We start from the raw sequence: 18,784 nt of genomic DNA, 5'->3' as shown, positions 1-18,784 counted from the left end.
GTCGCGTCCGGCACGGCGTTCTCACCGGCCCCCACGCCGGGGGGAAGAGCAACGCCGGGAGGATCAGCAGGCCGGTGAGGACGAGCGCGACTACGTGGGAGGCCGCCCCGGCTGCTGAGCGCCCTCCGCGCCGTGGTCGACGTCGCGGCGCCGGACGCCGTCGTCAGCCGCGGCGCATCAGCCGGCCCACGGCGGCCATCAGCTCGGTGGACATCTGATCGCCCTTGCCCTCTTCGGCGCCCTCGGCGACGCAGTGCCGGACGTGTCCGTCCAGCAGGCCGAGCGCCACCTTGTCCAGGGCCGCCTGGACGGCGCTGATCTGGGTGAGCACGTCGATGCAGTAGCGGTCTTCCTCGACCATCCGCTCGATGCCGCGAACCTGGCCCTCGATCCGGCGGAGCCGGGTCTGGAGCTGGTCCTTGGTGGCGGTGTACCCGCGGGTGGGGGTCTCGCTGGTGGCCATCTCCGTCCTCGCAATCGATCTCGGGGCGGCTCCGGGGGTACCCCTCGGGGGCGATCCCCCTAGGGGTACCCTATGTGTTCGGGGACGTACGGCCGCGCTCGTCGTGTGCACGATCAGCAGGCGGGTTCGTTCCATGAGGCGATCGTCGGACGGCCGTGCTCGGTGTCCAGCGTCGAGAGGCTCCCGGTGTCCAGCGCGAACAGCCGCCCCAGCCTCGGCTCCAGGCCGAGCCAGCGCGCGGTCAGCACGCGCAGGACGTGCCCGTGCGCGACCAGCACGACGTCACCGCCGTCCAGATCCGGCCCCACCCGCGCCAGCACTCGGTCGACCCGTTCGCCGACGTGCTCGACGCTCTCCCCGGGATGCTCGACGTCGCCCGGCACCACGCCGTCGTCCCAGAGGAACCAGCCGGGCCGCCCCTCCTGGATCGCCGCCGTGGTGATCCCCTCGTAACCGCCGTAGTCCCACTCCCAGAGATCGGGATCCACCTCGTCAACGGTCAGTCCCGCCAGCTCGGCGGTGCGCCGCGCACGCTCGGCGGGACTGCAGACGGTGCGGATGATCCGGCGCCCCGCCAGCGGCCCGCGAAGAGCGCGCGCCTGTTCCTCACCGCGCGCGGTCAACGGCAGGTCGGTGCGCCCGGTGTGCCGGCCGGCCCGGCTCCACTCCGTCTCCCCGTGCCGCAGGATGATCAGTTGCCCCATGGGCCCACTGTAGAGGGCGGCGCGTCAGTCCAAGATCGAGGCGAGCGAGGTGTGGGGGAGGCCGTGTGCCTCGGCGACGTGGTCGTAGACCAGGGCGCCCGCGTGCGTGTTGAGACCGAGCGCGAGCGCCGCGTTGTCCCGCAACGCCTGCCGCCAGCCCTTGTCGGCGATGGCGACCGCGTACGGGAGCGTGACGTTCGTGAGGGCGTAGGTGGAGGTGTTCGGCACCGAGCCGGGCATGTTGGCGACACAGTAGAAGATCGAGTCGTGCACCCGGTAGGTCGGGTCGGCGTGCGTGGTCGGACGGGAGTCCTCGAAGCAGCCGCCCTGGTCGATCGCGATGTCCACCAGCACCGAGCCGGCCTTCATCCTGGCCACGAGATCGTTGGAGACCAGCGTGGGCGCCTTCGCCCCCGGGATCAGCACCGCGCCGATCACCAGGTCGGCCTCGCGCGCCTGCTGCTCGACCGTGTACGCGTTGGACACCAGCGTCTTCAGCCGGCCCTGGTAGATGGCGTCGATGTGGCGGAGCCGGTCGACGTTGACGTCCAGGATCGTCACCTCGGCGCCCATGCCCACGGCGATCTGGGCGGCGTTCAGCCCGGACACGCCGCCGCCGATCACCACGACCTTGGCCGGGGCCACGCCCGGCACCCCGCCGGGCAGCACGCCGCGCCCGCCGTTGAAGGCCATCAGGTTGTACGCGCCGACCTGCGGGGCCAGGCGCCCGGCGACCTCCGACATCGGGGCCAGCAGCGGCAGCGAGCGATCGGGGAGCTGGACCGTCTCGTAGGCGATGGCGGTCACACCGGCCGACAGCAGCGCGTCGGTGCACTCGCGGGACGCCGCCAGGTGCAGGTAGGTGAACAGCGTCTGGCCCGCGCGCATCCGGTGGTACTCGGCCGCGATCGGCTCCTTGACCTTCAGGATCAGGTCGCCCTCGGCCCAGACCGCCTCCGGGCCGTCCAAGATCTTGGCGCCGGCGGCGGTGAAGTCGTCATCGGGGATGGCCGAGCCGAGGCCGGCACCGTGCTCGACGAACACCTCGTGCCCGTGCCGGGTGAGCTCGTGCACGCCCGCGGGCGTGATCGCCACCCGGTACTCATGATTCTTGATCTCTTTCGGGACGCCGATCTTCACGGGAGCTCCTCCGCCAACGCTGACCAGGGGTGACCGGTATGTACGCCTCCAGCGTGCGGGCGGGCGTGGGCACCCCGCCATTCGCAGTTTGGAAAGTCATCCGAGAATTCGATGACACTATGTAAATCGCACGTGAACGCGATGCCGCTACGATGCGGCCGGAGGAAGCCACTCGTCGGCTATCGCGACCGTCAACTCCTCCAGCAGCGGCCCCGCCCGGCGGACGCGTCGCACGGGGTCAGGCTCGATGTCGGCCAGCGCGTACACCGCCTGGATGCGGGCCTTGCGCAACCGCTCGCCGGTGAGGCCGCGCTGCCCGGCGACCGCGATGACCGGGGCGCCCGCGCGGGCCGCGGCGCGCGCGACGCCGATCGGCGTGGTGCCGCGCAGCGAGCGGGTGTCCAGCGTGCCCTCACCGGTGACGACCAGGTGCGCGCCGCGCGCCTTCTCGGCGAAGCCCAGCAGGTCCAGCATCAGCGAGGCGCCGGGCTCGATCGTCGCGCCGAGGAAGGTGAGCGCGGCGAACCCGACACCGCCCGACGTTCCGGCGCCCGGCAGGTCCCGCGCCGCCCGGCGGGACGCCGCCTCGGCGAGGTCGGCCCAGCGGCGCAGCCCCGCGTCCAGCAGCCGGACCTCGTCGCGGCTCGCGCCCCGGCGCGGCCCGTCCACCGCGGCGGCGCCGCCGCGGCCGAGCAGCGGTCCGGCCGAGTCGCCCGCCACCACCACCTGGATCCCCGACATGTCGGGCAGGCCGCGCAGGTCCAGGGCGTGCAGCGAGCGCAACGCGGCGCCGCCGGGCGGCAGGTCCTTGCCGAGCGCGTCCAGCAGCCGCCCGCCGAGCCCCTGCACGAGGCCCGCCCCGCCGTCGGTGCACGCGCCGCCCCCGAGGCCGAGCACGATGCGGCGGGCGCCGAGCCGCACCGCGTGCCCGAGCAACTGCCCCGCCCCGACGCTGGAGGCGACGAGCGGGCGCGGCCTGCCGTCCGGCAGCCGGCGCAGCCCGGACGCCTCGGCCAGCTCCACCACCGCGTTGCGCCCGTTGAGCGCGAACCGTGCGTTGACGAGCCGTCCGGTCGGCCCGCACACCTCCACCTCGACCCGCCGCCAGCCCGCCGCCACGGCCGCGTCCACGGTGCCGTCACCGCCGTCGGCCACGGGCAGTTCGACCAGCGGGACGTCCGGACGGGCGCGGCGCAGCCCGACCGCCAGATGCCGCGCCACCTCCGCGGCGGTCAGCGCCCCCGGGAACCTGTCGGGCGCCAGCAGGACGTGACCGCGCGGGGGCGGAGGGGGGAAAGAGTCCGCGGACGCCACAGCCACGCCTTTCACGCCGGGGAGGTAAGGCTCTACCTTCTGCTTACGCCATGACGGCACTATTTGACACCCGGAACGGCTTCCGGGACTCCGAAACCGGCGGAGAACCCGCGTCGTGAGGACCGTTATCTCCCGTCCGGCCACTCCTCGACGGCGCGAATCGCAACAAACACCAGAAACAACAGCACCATGGGTCACAGTCGGCACTATGGCCGCCTGGCGGCAACTCCTCGTGGTCGGACGACTCTCGACGGTCACGTGACGTCGAGCCACTCCTCGATGGGGTGGATGGCGAAGAAGACGAGGAAGAGGGCGACGACGGGCCAGAGCCACACCGAGACATCGCGGACCTTGCCGCGGGCGAGCTTGATGAGCGCGTAGCTGACCATGCCCATGCCGATCCCCGTGGTGATGGAGTAGGTGAACGGCATCAGGACGATGGTCAGGAAGGCCGGGATCGTGATCTCCAGGTCGTCCCAGTCGACCTTGGCGACCTGCGTCATCATCAGGGCCCCCACGACGACCAGCGCGGGGGCGGCGGCCTGCGCGGGGACGACCGCCGCCAGCGGGGTGAGGAACAGCGTCACCCCGAACAGCAGGCCGGTGGCGATGTTGGCCAGGCCCGTGCGGGCACCCTCGCCGACACCGGCGGCCGACTCCACGAACACCGTGTTGGCGGACGAACTGGTGAGCCCGCCGAACGCGGCCGACATCCCGTCCACCGACAGGATGCGCCCGAGCCTGGGCACCTCGCCGCGCTCGCCCACCAGGCCGGCCTCGTCGCTGATGCCGAGGATCGTGCCCATCGCGTCGAAGAACCCCGACAGCACCAGCGTGAACAGCACGACCAGCGCCGTGATGATCCCGGCCCTGCCGAACCCGCCGAACAGGTCGACCTCGCCGAACAGCCCGAAGTCGGGTGTGGCGAAGAGCTTGTCGGGCATGTCGGGGGTGACCACACCCCAGCCGCCCTTGGGGACCGACACGTTCTCCTGGATGAGCACGGCGGCGACCGTCCCGGCGATGATGCTGACCAGGATCGCGCCCGGTACCCGCCGGACGTACAGGACGATCATCAGGAGCAGGGTCAGCGCGAACACCAGCGTCGGCCAGGTCTCCAGGTGCCCGCCCGTCCCGAGCGACAGCGGCGGGCTGGTGTCGCTGGAGGTGACGAACCCCGCGTCGTACAGGCCGACGAGGGCGATGAAGGCGCCGATGCCGACGGCGATGGCGTGCTTGAGCGCGAGCGGGATCGAGTTCATGATGCGCTCGCGGACGCCGGTGAGGGCCAGCACGACGATGATCAGACCCTCGATCACCACCAGGCCCATCGCCTGTGGCCAGGTCATCACCGGCGCGGCCTGGAACGCCACGACCGCGTTGACGCCGAGACCGGCGGCGAGGGCGAGCGGCGCGTTGCCGACCAGGCCCATGATGACCGTGGCGACCGCCGCGGAGAGGGCGGTCATGGTGGTGAGCTGCGGGATCGACAGCGTCGCGCCCGTGACGTCCTTCGCCCCGCCGAGGATGATCGGGTTCAGCAGGACGATGTAGGCCATCGCGAAGAACGTCGTGACGCCGCCGCGCAGTTCCCGTGCGACGCTCGTCCGGCGGCCGGTGAGATCGAACAGCCGGTCCAGCGGCCCGCGCCCGCCCCCAGGCGGGGAATCGTCGGCCTGGGAGGTCGTGGACTGGGACATGGCGGGAGCTCCGGTTCCAGCGGCATGATCTCGAAAGGGGCGAGCACAGGTTAACTGCCCGTCACCCGTCGCGCCGGAACCGGCCCGAGATTCCACGAGGGTGATTCCGGGCCTGCGCTGCGTGACCCATGGCGTCCGCTATAGCCTGCCGAGGTGCGAATGCGAGACTCGGCGGATGCGGCGGCCTGTGATTCCTATGCGCTCCTGCTGGCGTCGGTCCCCGAGGGAACGCGGTGGACGTTCCGCGAGCGGATGCTCGGGCCGCTGGAGGAGTACGACACCAGCCGGCAGTCCGATCTCGTCCATACACTGGAGGTCTTCCTCGCCTGCTCAGGGTCGTGGAACCGGAGCGCGACACGGCTGCACGTCCATGTGAACACACTTCGGTACCGGATCCGCAGAATCGAGGATCTGACAGGCCGGGACCTCGGCACACTAGAAGATCGAGTCGACTTCTTCCTCGCCTTGCGCGCGACGCGCCTGGCGAGCACCTGGTAGGCGGTGGTCAAACGATGGACCGGGAGACACTGGGGCAGCGCATCCGCGCCCTACGGATCAGGCAGGGTGTGAGCCAGGCGCAGCTCGCCTTCCCCGAACTGTCCGACAGTTACATCTCACTGATCGAGAGCGATAAGCGGGTGCCCGCCCCGAGCGTGGTCGACCTGCTCGCCGCGAAGCTGAACTGCTCGGCGACGTACCTGGTCAGCGGGGTCAGCGAGGACGTGGTGGACGAGCTGCGCGTCACGCTCGACTACGCCGAGATCGCGCTGCAGAACGGCGCGGCGGCCGAGGCGCGGGCCCGGTTCGCCGAGGTGCTCGCCAACGCCGACGCGGTGGCGCTGCCGGAGATGCTGCACCAGGCCCGCTGGGGCTACGCGCTGGCGCTGGAGGCCGCGGGCGAGCTGGAGGAGGCGATCACCGGGCTGCTGGAGCTGACCGAGGAGGCCTCCGCCGAGGCCGACCTCGACCACTGGGCGAAGGTCCACGTCGCGCTCAGCCGCTGCCTGCGCGAGCGCGGTGACATCAGCGCGGGCGTGCAGGCCGCCGAGGGCGCGCTGCGGCACCTCATCGCGACCGGCGCCGACTCCACCGACGCCGCGGTGCACCTCGGCGCCGCGCTGCTCGCCGCGTTCATCGAGCGGGGCGACCTCGTCCGGGCCCGGCACCTGGCCGCGCAGCTCATCGAGCGGGCCGAACGGATCGGCACCCCCCGCGCCCGGATGGTCGCGTACTGGGAGGCCGCCTACGTCGCCGAGATCCGCGGCGAGTACGACGAGGGCGTCACGCTCGCCGAGCGGGCGCTGATGCTCGCCGGGGACGGCGAGGACCCCCGCAACCTCAACCGGCTCCGTGTCATCTACGCCGGGCTGCTGCTGCGTGCCCGCCCCGACCAGGCCGCCCGCGCCCGCGAGCTGCTCAGCCGGGTGCGCGCCGAGATCAGTGCCAGCTCCGCCGGGGAGATCGACGTCGCCTGGTGCCTGACCGAGCTGGCTCGCGCCGAGACCGTGCTCGGCCGTCCCGCCGAGGCGGTGCGGCTCGCCGAGGAGGCCATCGACCTGCTCGGGGACGCGCCGCGCCGTGCCACCGCCGGGGCGCTGACCGTGCTCGGCGAAGCGTGCGTCCGGCTCGGGCGGCAGGAACGCGCCGCCGAGGTGCTCACCCGGGCCGCGACCTGCCTGGAGGAGATGGAGTCCTCCCGGGAGGCCGCGCAGGCGTGGTTCGACCTCGCCGAGGTGCTGGCGGAGACCGGATCGGTCGGTGAGCCCCGCATGGCCGCCTATCGCCGCGCCCTCACCTGCGTAGGTGTCTAGCGCGACGGCCGAGGCGGGTGTGAAGAACCGACCGTACCGGTGTGAACCGGCTTGGGCCTTACGGCGTCCATGATTATTGCCGCGAGTCGCCTGAGGTGGGGAGTTATCCGGAGATGTTCGGTGTCGTACGTCCGTGTAGGCATGTCCTGTGCGGGTCGCTCTTCAAGGACTGGATGGCGCACCTGTGCGGGCTCTGCCTGACGCTGCGCACCGAGCACGGCCACGCCGCGCGGCTCGTCACCAACTATGACGGGCTGCTGGTGTCGGTGCTGGTGGAGGCGCAGGCACCGGAGCGGTCCCCACGTCGCAAGGCCGGGCCGTGCGCGCTGCGGGGGCTGAAGACCGCCGAGGTCGTCACCGCCCGGGCGCAGGGCGCGCAGCTCGCCGCGGCGACGTCGCTGCTGCTCGCGGCGGGCAAGACCCGCGACCACGTCCAGGACGGTGACGGCCCGTACTCGCGCCGCCTGGTCGCCGCGGCCGCCGGACGAATGGCCGCCCGCTGGGACGCCGCGGGCGGTCGCACCGGTACCGCGGTCGGCTTCGACCCGTCCGTCCTGCGCGACGCGGTGGCGCGGCAGCCGGCCCTGGAGACCACGCCGGGCCTCGGGCTGCCCGCGCTGACCGAGCCCACCGAGACCGCGGTCGGGGCCGTGTTCGCGCACACCGCCGTCCTCGCGGGCATGGAGAGCAACGCCGACTCCCTCGCGGAGGCGGGCCGGTTCTTCGGCCGCCTCGCCCACCTGATCGACGCCGTCGAGGACGTGGCGGACGACCGGGCGTCGGGCGCCTACAACCCTCTCCTCGCGACCGGCACCACCCCCGCCGAAGCGCGTCTGTACGCCGACGACGCCCTGCACGGGCTGCGGCTCGCGCTGGCGGACGTGGAGATGCGGAACCCCCGGCTCGTCAGGGCGTTGCTCGGACGCGAGGTGCGCCGCTCGGTCGACCAGGTGTTCGCCGCCTACCCACCCGCGCCCGGGCAGCCTCCGCAAGGGAACGCTCCATACGGCCCGGCCGGCCACTATCCGCCGCCAGGTCAGTACTCGCCGCCCGGCCGGCCGCCGCACGGAGGCTCCGGCGGCGGGGGCGACTGGGGTGGTGGCAGTGGCGGTGGTGGCGGCTGGGGTGGTGGCGGGGGCTACGGGCACCGGCCGCCGGGACGCCGTCCTGGCTGGCCCGTCCCCTGTTTCACCGGGACGGGCGTCTGCATCACCTGTGGGCTGTTCCAGCCCGAATGGAGCAAGTACCACGCCCAGAGTTGCAGCGACCGCTGCTGGTGCACCCGTCATTGCGACGGCAGTTGCGACTGTGGCTGTTGTGACTGCTGTGACTGCGGTTGTTGTGACTGCGGGTGCGACTGCTGACCGGCGACTCCTGACCGGACCGACCAGGCACTTGCCGGCCCTGGACGCTTCAGCGTCGGGGCGTCAGTAGGCTAGGGGCCGCCACCCCGAAACCTCTGGAGAACCCGGCCCCTATGAATACCCACACGCCCCGCCGCTCGCTGCGCCGGCTCGGCCTCGCCGCCACCCTCGCCTTCGGCGCGACCCTGGTCTTCGGCGCCGTCAGCGCGCCCCCCGCGCTCGCCCACACGAAGCTGGTGAGCAGCACCCCTGGCAAGGGGGCCACCGCGGGTCCGGTCACGGAGATCAAGCTCGTCTTCAGCGACCAGATACGCGTCGCGAAGGTCGTCGTGAAGGACAAGGCGAACAAGACGTTCCAGGCGGGCGAGGCCACGCGGGCGGGGACGACCGTCACGCAGAAGCTGACGGGCGCGCTGCCCGCCGGGTCCTACACGGTCGCCTACCGGGTGGTCGGCGAGGACGGTCACCCGATCGAGGGCGACGGCCTGACCTTCACCGCCACCGCCGCGGGCGGTGCCGGGGACGGCGGGACGGGCGAGCAGCCCCAGGCCGCGCCGACCACCGGCGGTGTCGGCGCCCAGGAGCAGACCGGGCCCGCCGCCACGTCCAACGAGCAGCCGCTCAAGATCGACCAAGAGCAGGCGAAGAAGGACGACGGCGGCTCCGGCATGGTGCTGTGGGTCCTGATCGGCGCGGGCGTGCTGGTCGGCATCGGTATCGGCGTGGCCATCGTGTTGCGCGCCAAGCGCAAGCACCCGGTGGCCGCCGGCGGTGAGTGAGGCGGCGGTGAGAGAAGGCAGCGGTGCATGAGCAAGACAGCGGTGAGTAGGAGCGGGGGCCTGGGCGTCGCCTGGGCCGCCGTGATCGCGGTGGTCGCGGCCCTCGCCCTCCTGGTGGCGGGACTCGTCCTCGGCGGGTCGGTCACCGAGAAGGTCATCCCCGGGCTCGGCGACGCGGGCGTCGTCACCCGGTGGGGGCTGCCCGCCTCCCGGATGGCGATGGACCTCGGGGCCGCGCTGACCGTCGGTGCCCTCCTGGCCGCCGCCGCGCTGCTCCCGCTGGAGGGCGGGCGCGGCGGGCGGCAGGGCGCGGGCGCGCTGTCGGCGGACGCGATCGGTTACCTGCGCGCCGCGTCCTGGCTCGCCTCCGTCTGGGCCGCCGCGGCGGCCGCCACGCTGGTGTTCACCGTCGCGGACGTGCTCGGCCAGCCGGTCGGCGAGGTCCTCACCGGCAGCGAGCTGAGCAGCTACGTCGGGTCGCTGCCGCAGGGCACCGCGCTGATGCTGGTGGTGCTGCTCGCCGTGGTCGTCGCGCTGCTGGCCCGTACCACCGTGACGCCCGCCGCCGCGTTCGGGCTGCTGGCGATGGCGGGGGTGGCGCTGCTGCCGCCGCCGCTGACCGGGCACTCGGCGTCCGCCGCGAACCACTCCGTCGCCGTGACCGGGGTGGCGCTGCACGTCGCCGCCATCGCCCCCTGGGTCGGCGGCCTCGCGCTGGTCGGCACGCATGCGCTGCTCGGCCGCGACAAGCTGCCCGTGATGGCGGAGCGGTTCAGCCGCATGGCGCTGTGGTGCTACGTCACCGTCGGCGTCAGCGGCATGGTGAACGTCATCTCCCGGCTGCCGGACCCGGCCGAGCTGCTGAACACCGACTACGGGCGGCTCGCACTCGGCAAGATCGTCCTGTTCACCGCGCTGGGCTGGTTCGGCTGGTGGCACCGGAGCCGGACGCTCCCCGCCCTGGCCGACCGCCGGCCGTGGGCGTTCACCCGGCTGGCGAGCGTCGAGGTGGCGGTGATGGGCGCCACGATGGGCCTCGCCGTCGCGCTGGCCCGCACCGCGCCGCCCGCGCCCGCCGGCGAGGAGACGCCCGTCAAGGCGCTGATCGGGTACGACATGCCGCCCGCGCTCACACCGGCGCGGCTGGCGACGCTCTGGCAGTTCGACTTCTTCTTCGCGGTGCTGGTCGCCGTCCTCGGCGGGATCTACCTCGCGGGGGTCGTCCGGCTGCGGCGCCGCGGGGACTCCTGGCCGCTGGGACGCACCGTCTCCTGGTTCGTCGGCCTGATCACCATCGTGGCCGTCACCGAGACCGGCATCGCCAAGTACGCGCCGATCCTGTTCAGCGTCCACATGGCCCAGCACATGGTGCTGAACATGCTGACGCCGATCTTCCTGGTCGTCGGCGCGCCGGTCACCCTCGCGCTGCGGGCTTTGAAACCCGCCGCGGTCCGCGGCGACCGAGGCCCGCGCGAGTGGCTGACGGCGGCGCTGCACAGCCGCTTCACCGCGCTCGTCGCGCATCCCGCGGTCGCGACGATCATCTTCGTGGCCAGCACGTTCACGCTGTACTTCACCTCGCTGTTCGAGTCCGCGATGCGCAACCATCTCGGGCACATCGCGATGACGCTGCACTTCCTGCTCGCGGGATCGCTGTTCTTCTGGGTGCTGCTCGGCGTCGACCCGGCGCCGCGGAAGCTGCCCTACCCGGGACGCCTGTTGCTGCTGTTCGTGACGATGCCGTTCCACGCGTTCTTCGGCATCGCGCTCATGAACCTCAGCCAGCCGCTGGCGCGCGGCTGGTACACGGCCGTCGACCCGCCGTGGGGCACCACGGCACTGCGGGACCAGCACACCGGCGGCGCCATCGCGTGGGGCTTCGGCGAGATCCCCACGTTCATCGTCCTGCTCTTCCTGGCGTTCCAGTGGTACTTCGACGACCAGCGGCAGGCCCGGCGCATGGACCGCAAGGCCGACCGTGCGGAGAAGGGCGGCGGGGACCCCGAGGACGACGAGCTGGCCGTCTACAACGCACGGCTGGCCAAGCTCGCCGAGCGGGACCGGCTGGCCAAGGACGAGGACGGCGGGAAGGCCAAGTCCTGAGCGGGTGAACCAGCCCATCTCCCTCGCACGGGGGAATGGCGCGAGGCGCTGATCTGCGAAAATCGGGGACGTGATCCGTCTACTGCGGCCGCTGATCGAGCGGACGACCTGGCGGCGGTGGTCCCATCTGGTCGTGGGCGGTGCGCTGCTCATGCCGTACTGGTTCCTCGCGATCAGCCTCACTCCCGTCCTCACGATCGGCACCCAGGTCGTCAAGATCTTGCTGATCCTGCTGGTACTGCCGGGCGCGGCCACGTTCGTCACCGGGCTCGTCCCGACCGTGCGGCTGCTGGAGGCCTCGCTGGCCAGAGAGCTGCTGGCGGGGCCCGCGGCGGCACTCGTCCCCGGCTCGGCGCGGTCGTGGGAGAGCCGCGTGCGCACCGGCGCCTGGTTCGGGCTGCACCTGTTCGCGGGCGTGGTGATCAGCGGGCTCAGCCTGACGGTGCCGCCGTTCGCGTTCGTCCTGGTCGTCGGCCCCCTGGTGGGCTGGGACGCGCAGTTCCTTGAGAGCTGGGGGATGCGGGACACCTGGCCGCTGTGGACGATGCCGATCGCGGGACTGGCGTCGCTGGCCGCGCTGCTCGCGGTGATCGTGCTGGCGGGCGGCCTGCTGGCGCGGCTGGCGCCCTGGTTCCTCGGGCCGTCGGCCGCCGAGAGACTGGCCGACGTACAGGCGCGAGCCGTCAAGCTCGCCGAGCGGAACCGGCTCGCCCGCGAGCTGCACGACTCGGTAGGGCACGCGCTCAGCGTGGTGACGCTCCAGGCCGGCGCGGCCGGCCGGGTGCTCGACAGCGATCCGGCCTTCGCCCGGGAGGCGCTCAGCGCGATCGAGGAGTCGGCCCGCGCGGCGCTGGAGGACCTCGACCACGTCCTCGGGCTGCTGCGGGAGGACCCGTCCCGCACGGCTCCGCAGCCGACGCTCGCCGACCTCGGCCGGCTGCTGGAGCAGACCCGCATCGCCGGGGTGAAGCTCGACTCGGACGTGGCGCCGGAGGTCGGGCACGTGCCCGCCGCGGTGTCCCGGGAGGCGTACCGGATCGTCCAGGAGGGGCTGACGAACGCGCTGCGGCACGCGGGCAAGGTCCCGGTGCGGCTGCGCCTGGCCGTCGTGGGGGAGCGGCTGGAGATGGAGATCAGCAACCCGCTGGGCGCGCCGGACGGGGAGGGGAGGGGACACGGCGGCGGGCGCGGGCTGGACGGCATCCGCGAGCGCGTCACCGTGCTGCGCGGCGATCTGGCCGCGGGCCCGGACGGGGACGCCGACTGCTGGCGGGTCCGCGTCTCGCTCCCGCTAAGGTCCGGAGCATGACGGTCACGGTGCTGCTGGTCGACGACGAACGGCTGATCCGCGCGGGTCTCGCCGCCATCATCAACGCCGAGGACGATCTCACCGTGGTCGGCGAGGCCGAGGACGGCACCGGGGTGGCGGGCGAGGTGGCCCGGCTGCGCCCCGACGTCGTCCTGATGGACGTGCGGATGCCGAGGCTGGACGGCATCCAGGCCACCCGGCGCATCCTGGAGACCGTCCCGGAGCCGCCGCGGATCATCGTCGTCACCACTTTCGAGAACGACGAGTACGTCTACGACGCGCTCAAGGCGGGCGCGAACGGCTTCCTGCTCAAGCGGACGCGGCCGGAGGAGATCCTCCAGGCGATCCGGATGGTCGCGCACGGCGACAGCCTGCTGTTCCCGGCCGCGATCCGGGCGCTGGCGGCCTCACACGGGCCCGCCGCGGGCGTCGAGCGCGCCGTCCGCTGGCACGGGCAGCTGACCGAGCGGGAGGCGGACGTGCTGGGGCTGATGGCCAAGGGCCACTCCAACGCGGAGATCGCCGGGGAGCTGTTCGTCAGCCCGCAGACGGTGAAGACGCACGTCGGCAACATCCTCGGCAAGCTCCAGGCACGCGACCGCACACAGGCGGTCATCCTCGCCTACGAGACGGGGTTTATCACCCCGGGCTGAACGGTGCAGGATGATGCCATGAGGGACTTCCGTTTCGGATTCAACCTCTTCGACGTCGGCTCCCGTGCGGACCTCGCCGGACGGTGCCGCCGGGCGGAGGGGTACGGGTACGACGTCGCCCTCGTCCCGGACCATCTGGGCTCCCCGGCGCCGTTCCCGACCATGGTCGCCGCCGCGGAGGCGACCGGCCGGCTGCGCGTCGGCACGCTCGTCTTGAACGTTCCCTTCTGGAACCCGCACCTGCTGGCCCGCGAGGTCGCCACCGCCGACCGCCTCACCTGCGGACGGCTGGAGCTCGGGCTCGGCGCCGGGCACATGAAGTGGGAGTTCGACGCGGCCGGGATCAAGTGGGAGCCGTTCGGTGCGCGCGCCTCCCGGCTGGCCGAAACGGTCGAGGAGCTGGGGCGGTTATTCCGTGCCGGCGGCTACGAGCAGCGCAAGGCGCTGGATGAGCACTTCGGTCTGGCCGCGCTCACCCCGGTCCAGCGGACCGGGTTCGACGGGGCGGGGCCGCCGCTGCTCGTCGGCGGCACCGGCGACACGGTGCTGCGGACCGCCGCCGCGCACGCCGACATCGTCGGGATCGCGGGCGCCTACCAGGTGAAGGGGGCGCCGCCCGGGACGTTCCGGCTGGGGACGGCGGAGCAGGCCGCCGAGCGGGTCCTGTTCGTCCGGGAGCATGCCGGGGCCCGGGTCGACGGCATCGAGTGGAACGTCCTCGTCCAGCATGTGGCGGTAACCCCCGACCGTCGCGCCGAGGCCGAGCGTCTCCACACGACCCAGCTGCGGGATCTGACCGTCGAGGAGATCCTGAACACCCCGTTCGTGCTGATCGGCACCCAGGCGCAGATCGCCGAGCAGCTCCAGGAGCGGCGCGACCGGTTCGGGTTCACCTATGTCACCGTGCACTCCCCGTTCATGGACCTGCTCGGCCCGATCATCTCCCGGCTGCGCTGATATATCGGACGGTCCAGAACTCAACCGGCGCTTGCACCTCATTTACCAATGGTTCGGTAGAAATGGGATATGGACTCTGCCACCCTGTCCGAACTGCGCAAGCCGCGGACCTACCCGGCGGTCTCGGTGCTGATGCCGACCCACCGCACCGCCCCGGGCAACCGCCAGGACCCGATCCGGCTCCGCAACCTCCTCGCCGAGGCACGGCGCCGCCTGCACGAGGACGTCCGGGTCGCGCCGGACACCGCCGAGGAGGTCATGCACGGCCTGGAGCAGGCCGTCCAGGAGAACGACTCGCGTCACGCGGCGGACGGCCTGGTCCTGTTCGCCGCACCCGGCGGTGAGCACCACGCGTATGCGATCGGCCAGCACGTGGACGAACGGGTGATCGTCGACACCGGGTTCGCGACCCGCGACCTCGTCGCCGCCTACACGCGCCTCCCGCGCTACTGGCTGCTGTCGCTGTCGGACCAGCGGTCACGGCTCTGGGACGGGCAGGGCGCCGAACTGACCGAGCACACCCGCGACGGCTTCCCCGTCGACTACGCCCCGCCCGCGGACGAGGGCTCGGGACGGCACTCACGGCACGGCGGCCAGAACGGCGATGAGCGCCACCGCCGGATGATGCGCGAGGTCTCCGCCGCCCTCGACCATGTCCTCGCCCGCGACCGCAGGCCCCTGATCGTCGCGGGGGTCACCCGGCACCAGGCGTTCTTCGACGAGGCGGCCGGACAGCACATCGCCGTCGCGGGCCGGGTAGACGGCAGCTACGAGGGCGCCTCTGCCGGCACGCTCGTCGAGGCGGCCCGTCCCGCGTTGGCGGCCTACGAGGACCTGCGCGAGGTCGGCGTGCTCGCGGAGCTGGAGGCGGCCCGCAGTCTCCAGCGCTACGGCGGCGGGCTGTGCGAGGTCGCGCGGCTGGTGGCGGAGGGGCGCGGCGAACACCTCGTCGTGGAGCGCGGATACTACGCGCCCGCGGTGAAGACCCAAGGCGAACTCGTGCCCGTCGAGGGGATGCCGGGCGTGCTCCACGGCGCCGACGTCGTGGACGACGCCGTCGACGACGTCATCGAAACCGCACTGGAGTACGGCGGCGACGTCACGTTCGTGGCCGACGGCTTCCTGATCGACCACGAACGCATCGCGCTCGTCACGCGCTTTTGAGACCTAGCGGTCGCAGGACGGGTCGTGCCAGCTCACCCAGCCGACCGACCAGGCGTGTCCCGGGTGGGGAATCCAGCCTGCCGGGCGGGCGGGCCAAGACGCCTCGGGGGACGTCCCATCCGGAAAGGGCACCACGACCGTGCACACTCCGGGCGCGGGCGGACGGCCCTGACGGATGTCGACGGCGCCGACCCGGGTCCACCACACCGGGTGCAGGAGCATGGTCTTGACCGCCCAGTGCAGCGACCGGTCCACCACGACCCCGCCCGCCGCAGGGCCGGGCAGCGGGGCCGCCGGGCGGACCCGCTTCGGGGCCGGTCCCATGGCGAACGTCAGGGCGGCGACGTTGATCCCGGCGAGGGCGACGGCGGTCGCGGCGGCGCCGCGCGGTAGGCGCGGCCGGGTCAGCACCAGCAGGCCGCAGAGCAGCCCGGTGACGGTGAGCGTGACGGCGGGCAGGTCGAGCGCGCCGCGGTCGTGGGTCAGGAACGTGGTCTCGGGGAAGTCGAACGCGATGAACGTATGGGTGCGCAGGCGGTCGCCCGCGTAGGCGGTGACCCACGCCCCGGCACCGGCGAGCAGCAGCACGGCCGCCGCCGCCGGCCGGGTCGCCTCCCGCGCCCGGGACCGCAGCAGCACCGCGGCCCCGGCGAGCGCGTACACCAGCGCCAGGCACGCCAGATAGCGGCCGTAGGCGAAGTTGCCGACGCGGTGCTCGTCGGGCAGCGCGGCGGACGAGGCGTAGGAGATGCCGCAGGTGGCGGCGAGCAGCACGGCCGCCATGGTCCGCTGCGGGGTCGGCGTCCGGCGGCGCGCCAGGGACGCGGCGACCGCGACGAGCCCCACCCCGGCAAGGCCCCAGGTGGAGACGATCAGGTACCAGAACTGGCCGGCGGCACCCGACAGCGCCCACTGCTGCCCGGCGGTCGTGGTGAGCCGGGATCCCATGATCCCGGCGAGGTCCCGCACGCCGTCCGGGTACAACTCCGCCCGCACCCGCGCGTTCAGCGCCGCCCCGGCCGCGTACCCGGCGCCCGCGGTGGCGATTCCGGCCGCTGCCGCCCCGGCCCCCCGTAGCGCTCCCGGTCCGGGCGCGCCCTTTCGGCGGAGGACCCGGCAGAACGTGATCACGGTCGGCACGGTCAGGGCGGCGACATGGACGGCGAGCACGACCGTTCCCCGGGTGTGGACCGCCGAGGTGTAGGACGCGAGGAGGCTCGCGAGCACGGCCCAGGAGCACCGCCCGTCCCGGACGAAGCGGTCGAGGGTCAGCAGCCACGCCAGGACGAGCGTCGGCAGGACGGCGTCGGTGAGCGCGAACGCGCCGAAGAACGTGGTGGCCGGCAGCAACGCGGTGGCCCAGGCGAGCGGCAGCGCGGGCCGCCGGCCGAGCCCGAAGCGCCGGGCCGCCGCGTACCCCAGCGGGAACAGTGCCGCGCCGAGTACCGCGTTGATCACCATAACGGTCGTGTAGACCGTCGCCGGATCATGGCTGAACCAGTACGCCGGGGTGAGCAGTAGCGGGTATCCGCCCTGGTAGAAGGTGTTGCCGGACAGGTCGCCGCCAGGCCCGCCGGCCAGCCAGCGGGCGGCGACGAGGTACCCGGTCTCGTCGGGGTTGGCGGCGGGCGCCGTCCGGGCGCGGGCGAACCACAGGCGGACGGCCGCCTGTGCCAGGACCCCCGCGGCCAGCAGCCACGGCAGGGCGGTCGGCCGCGGGCGCGCGGGCAGCGGGGGAGCGGGCGGGGCTGACCGCCGGGGCGGGACGATCGCGAGCGACATGCGCTCCACCGTCCCGGCGACTTGTCATGATCTTGTCTGGGAAATGTCTGGATCTCGTGACATGGAGGGGAGCGGTACCACCTGTGTCCAATAATGTCCGGATGGCGAGCATTCTCTTCGTCGAGGACGATCCCTCGGCCCGGGCGGCACTGGAGCTCGCGCTCACCCGCCTGGGGCATCGGGTGACCTCCCGTGCCACCGGCGAGGACGGGCTGGAGGCGCTGCGGGCCCGGCTCCCCGAGATCGCGATCCTGGACGTGATGCTGCCGGGCGTCGACGGGATCGAGGTCTGCCGCCTCATCCGCCGCGACGACCTGTGCGGTGGTGGGGGACTCCCGGTGATCCTGCTCACCGCGCGCGGCGACGACCTGGACGTGGTACTCGGCCTGGAAGCCGGCGCGGACGATTATGTCGTCAAGCCCGTCGAGCCGCGTGTCCTGGACGCCCGGATCCGCGCGGTCTTGCGCCGCACCGACCAGACCCGGCTCGACCGCTCCAGCCACGGCGACCTTGTCATCGACCGGACGTCGCTGAAGGTGACCAAGGCGGGCACCGACATCCGCCTTACCCCGACCGAGCTGCGGCTGCTGCTGGAGCTGACCCGGCGCCCCGGACAGGCGCTCACCCGCCAGCACCTGCTCTCGGCGGTCTGGGAGCACGACTACCCGGGCGACTCGCGGCTGGTGGACGCCTGCGTCCAGCGCGTCCGCGCCAAGATCGAGGACGAGCCCGCCGAGCCGCGGCTGATCGAGACCGTCCGGGGCTTCGGCTACCGGTTCGCGGCGACGTGAGCGGCGGGCTGCGGAGCCGGGTGCGGTGGCGCGGCGAGGCCGTACGGAGCCGGTGGTTCACCGGGCTGCGGGTGCGGCTGGCGGCCGCGTTCACCGCGGTCGCGCTGCTGGCGTCGATGTTCGCCTCCGGCGCCGCCTACGTACTGCTGCGGCGCGCGACGCTCCAGCGCGCCCAGGACGCCGTGCTCAGCGACGTCCGCCAGACCCTCGCCCGGCAGGTGCCGCCGGAGCTGCCGCCCGACGTCAGCGCTCTGCTCGGCGCGCAACTGGAGGACGCCCTCGCCGCGCCCCCGGGCCGCAAGGCGGTGGCCGTGCCAATGCCGCTGGACGGCTCGCCGGCCGTTCCGGCCCCGGGACGGCTCGACGTGCCGGTGAGCATCGGGTTCGCGCGGCGCGCGCAGACCGGCGTGGTCTTCCAGCGCATCATCCGCGACGGCACCCCGTACCTGCTGGTCGGCGCGCACGTCACCGGTTACCGGACCGGGGAGGGCTGGGTCGCCAGGACCACGCCGCCGACGGTGTTCGTCACCGCCAGCCTGCGCCGGGAGTCCGCCGACCTGGCGTTGCTGACCCGCGTCCTGGTGATCGAGAACGCGCTGGCCCTGGTGCCCGCGCTCGTCCTGGCGCTGCTGGCGACCCGCGGCGTGCTGCGCCCCGTGCGGCGTCTCGGCGCGGCGGCCCGCGCCCTCGGCGAGGGCGAGCTGGAGACGCGGGTGTCGGTGCGCGGCCGGGACGAGCTCGCCGACCTCG

At 73.0% G+C, this 18,784-nt stretch carries 16 protein-coding genes and 1 pseudogene; 11 read left to right on the top strand and 6 right to left on the bottom strand.

Going from position 1 to position 18,784, the window contains the following annotated elements; all coding sequences use genetic code 11:
• Positions 1-163 precede the first annotated feature (163 nt).
• The 5 genes from AMA02S_RS37820 to AMA02S_RS37800 all read right to left on the bottom strand — a co-directional run bounded on the left by AMA02S_RS37820 (position 164) and on the right by AMA02S_RS37800 (position 5,321).
• Positions 164-463, bottom strand: coding sequence for a metal-sensitive transcriptional regulator (locus AMA02S_RS37820; RefSeq protein WP_067469253.1), 300 nt, complete (start codon positions 461-463; stop codon positions 164-166).
• A gap of 113 nt (positions 464-576) precedes the next feature.
• The gene (locus tag AMA02S_RS37815) at positions 577-1,167 is read right to left on the bottom strand and encodes a histidine phosphatase family protein (protein WP_067469250.1); all 591 of its coding nucleotides are present in this window, start codon (positions 1,165-1,167) and stop codon (positions 577-579) included.
• A gap of 24 nt (positions 1,168-1,191) precedes the next feature.
• Positions 1,192-2,307: an alanine dehydrogenase gene (ald, locus tag AMA02S_RS37810; protein WP_067469247.1), complete on the bottom strand. Its 1,116-nt coding sequence runs from the start codon at positions 2,305-2,307 to the stop codon at positions 1,192-1,194.
• Between the two features lie 147 nt (positions 2,308-2,454).
• Positions 2,455-3,636 (bottom strand): glycerate kinase, encoded by a 1,182-nt coding sequence (locus tag AMA02S_RS37805; RefSeq protein WP_369688430.1) that lies wholly within the window; start codon positions 3,634-3,636, stop codon positions 2,455-2,457.
• A gap of 239 nt (positions 3,637-3,875) precedes the next feature.
• A complete protein-coding gene (locus AMA02S_RS37800; RefSeq protein ID WP_067469241.1) occupies positions 3,876-5,321 on the bottom strand; it encodes an NCS2 family permease in 1,446 nt (481 codons plus the stop codon).
• A gap of 180 nt (positions 5,322-5,501) precedes the next feature.
• Between AMA02S_RS37800 and AMA02S_RS37795 the strand changes: the two are divergent.
• From AMA02S_RS37795 to AMA02S_RS37755, 9 genes and pseudogenes are all read left to right on the top strand, one after another.
• Positions 5,502-5,819: pseudogene (locus AMA02S_RS37795) on the top strand (PucR family transcriptional regulator); the annotation flags it as partial.
• A gap of 14 nt (positions 5,820-5,833) precedes the next feature.
• Positions 5,834-7,132, top strand: a complete 1,299-nt coding sequence (locus tag AMA02S_RS37790) for a helix-turn-helix domain-containing protein (RefSeq protein ID WP_067469234.1) — start codon at positions 5,834-5,836, stop codon at positions 7,130-7,132.
• Positions 7,133-7,245: 113 nt separating this feature from the next.
• Positions 7,246-8,496, top strand: a complete 1,251-nt coding sequence (locus tag AMA02S_RS43305; protein WP_067469231.1) for a DUF5685 family protein — start codon at positions 7,246-7,248, stop codon at positions 8,494-8,496.
• A 113-nt stretch (positions 8,497-8,609) separates the two neighbouring features.
• The gene (locus AMA02S_RS37780; RefSeq protein WP_067469229.1) at positions 8,610-9,275 is read left to right on the top strand and encodes a copper resistance CopC family protein; all 666 of its coding nucleotides are present in this window, start codon (positions 8,610-8,612) and stop codon (positions 9,273-9,275) included.
• Between the two features lie 27 nt (positions 9,276-9,302).
• The gene (locus AMA02S_RS37775; protein WP_067469226.1) at positions 9,303-11,378 is read left to right on the top strand and encodes a bifunctional copper resistance protein CopD/cytochrome c oxidase assembly protein; all 2,076 of its coding nucleotides are present in this window, start codon (positions 9,303-9,305) and stop codon (positions 11,376-11,378) included.
• Positions 11,379-11,448: 70 nt separating this feature from the next.
• Positions 11,449-12,687 carry a sensor histidine kinase gene (locus AMA02S_RS37770; protein ID WP_245668014.1) on the top strand — a complete coding sequence of 413 codons (1,239 nt, stop codon included), beginning with the start codon at positions 11,449-11,451 and terminating at the stop codon, positions 12,685-12,687.
• Positions 12,684-13,340, top strand: coding sequence for a response regulator (locus AMA02S_RS37765; protein WP_067469223.1), 657 nt, complete (start codon positions 12,684-12,686; stop codon positions 13,338-13,340). Before AMA02S_RS37770 ends, AMA02S_RS37765 begins: the two co-directional genes overlap by 4 nt.
• Positions 13,341-13,358: 18 nt before the next feature.
• Complete coding sequence (locus AMA02S_RS37760) at positions 13,359-14,297, top strand: LLM class F420-dependent oxidoreductase (protein WP_067469220.1); 939 nt, start codon at positions 13,359-13,361, stop codon at positions 14,295-14,297.
• Between the two features lie 69 nt (positions 14,298-14,366).
• Positions 14,367-15,461, top strand: coding sequence for a baeRF3 domain-containing protein (locus tag AMA02S_RS37755; RefSeq protein WP_067469217.1), 1,095 nt, complete (start codon positions 14,367-14,369; stop codon positions 15,459-15,461).
• A gap of 3 nt (positions 15,462-15,464) precedes the next feature.
• On the opposite strand, the gene AMA02S_RS37750 is transcribed toward AMA02S_RS37755, so the two are convergent.
• Positions 15,465-17,243, bottom strand: a complete 1,779-nt coding sequence (locus tag AMA02S_RS37750) for a hypothetical protein (RefSeq protein WP_067469214.1) — start codon at positions 17,241-17,243, stop codon at positions 15,465-15,467.
• Positions 17,244-17,344: 101 nt separating this feature from the next.
• Between AMA02S_RS37750 and AMA02S_RS37745 the strand changes: the two genes are divergently transcribed.
• Both AMA02S_RS37745 and AMA02S_RS37740 read left to right on the top strand, forming a co-directional pair.
• Entirely contained in the window at positions 17,345-18,034 is a 690-nt protein-coding gene (locus AMA02S_RS37745) for a winged helix-turn-helix domain-containing protein (protein WP_067469211.1), read from the top strand.
• Positions 18,031-18,784 (top strand): HAMP domain-containing protein (locus AMA02S_RS37740; protein WP_157431096.1); only part of this gene is annotated, 754 nt, incomplete at its 3' end. The genes AMA02S_RS37745 and AMA02S_RS37740, both read left to right, overlap by 4 nt.

This window comes from Actinomadura macra NBRC 14102 (assembly GCF_001552215.1).
GTDB lineage: Bacteria > Actinomycetota > Actinomycetes > Streptosporangiales > Streptosporangiaceae > Spirillospora > Spirillospora macra.
The sequence above is the reverse complement of the archived record's forward strand: the minus strand, read 5'-3'. Positions and strand labels throughout refer to the sequence as shown.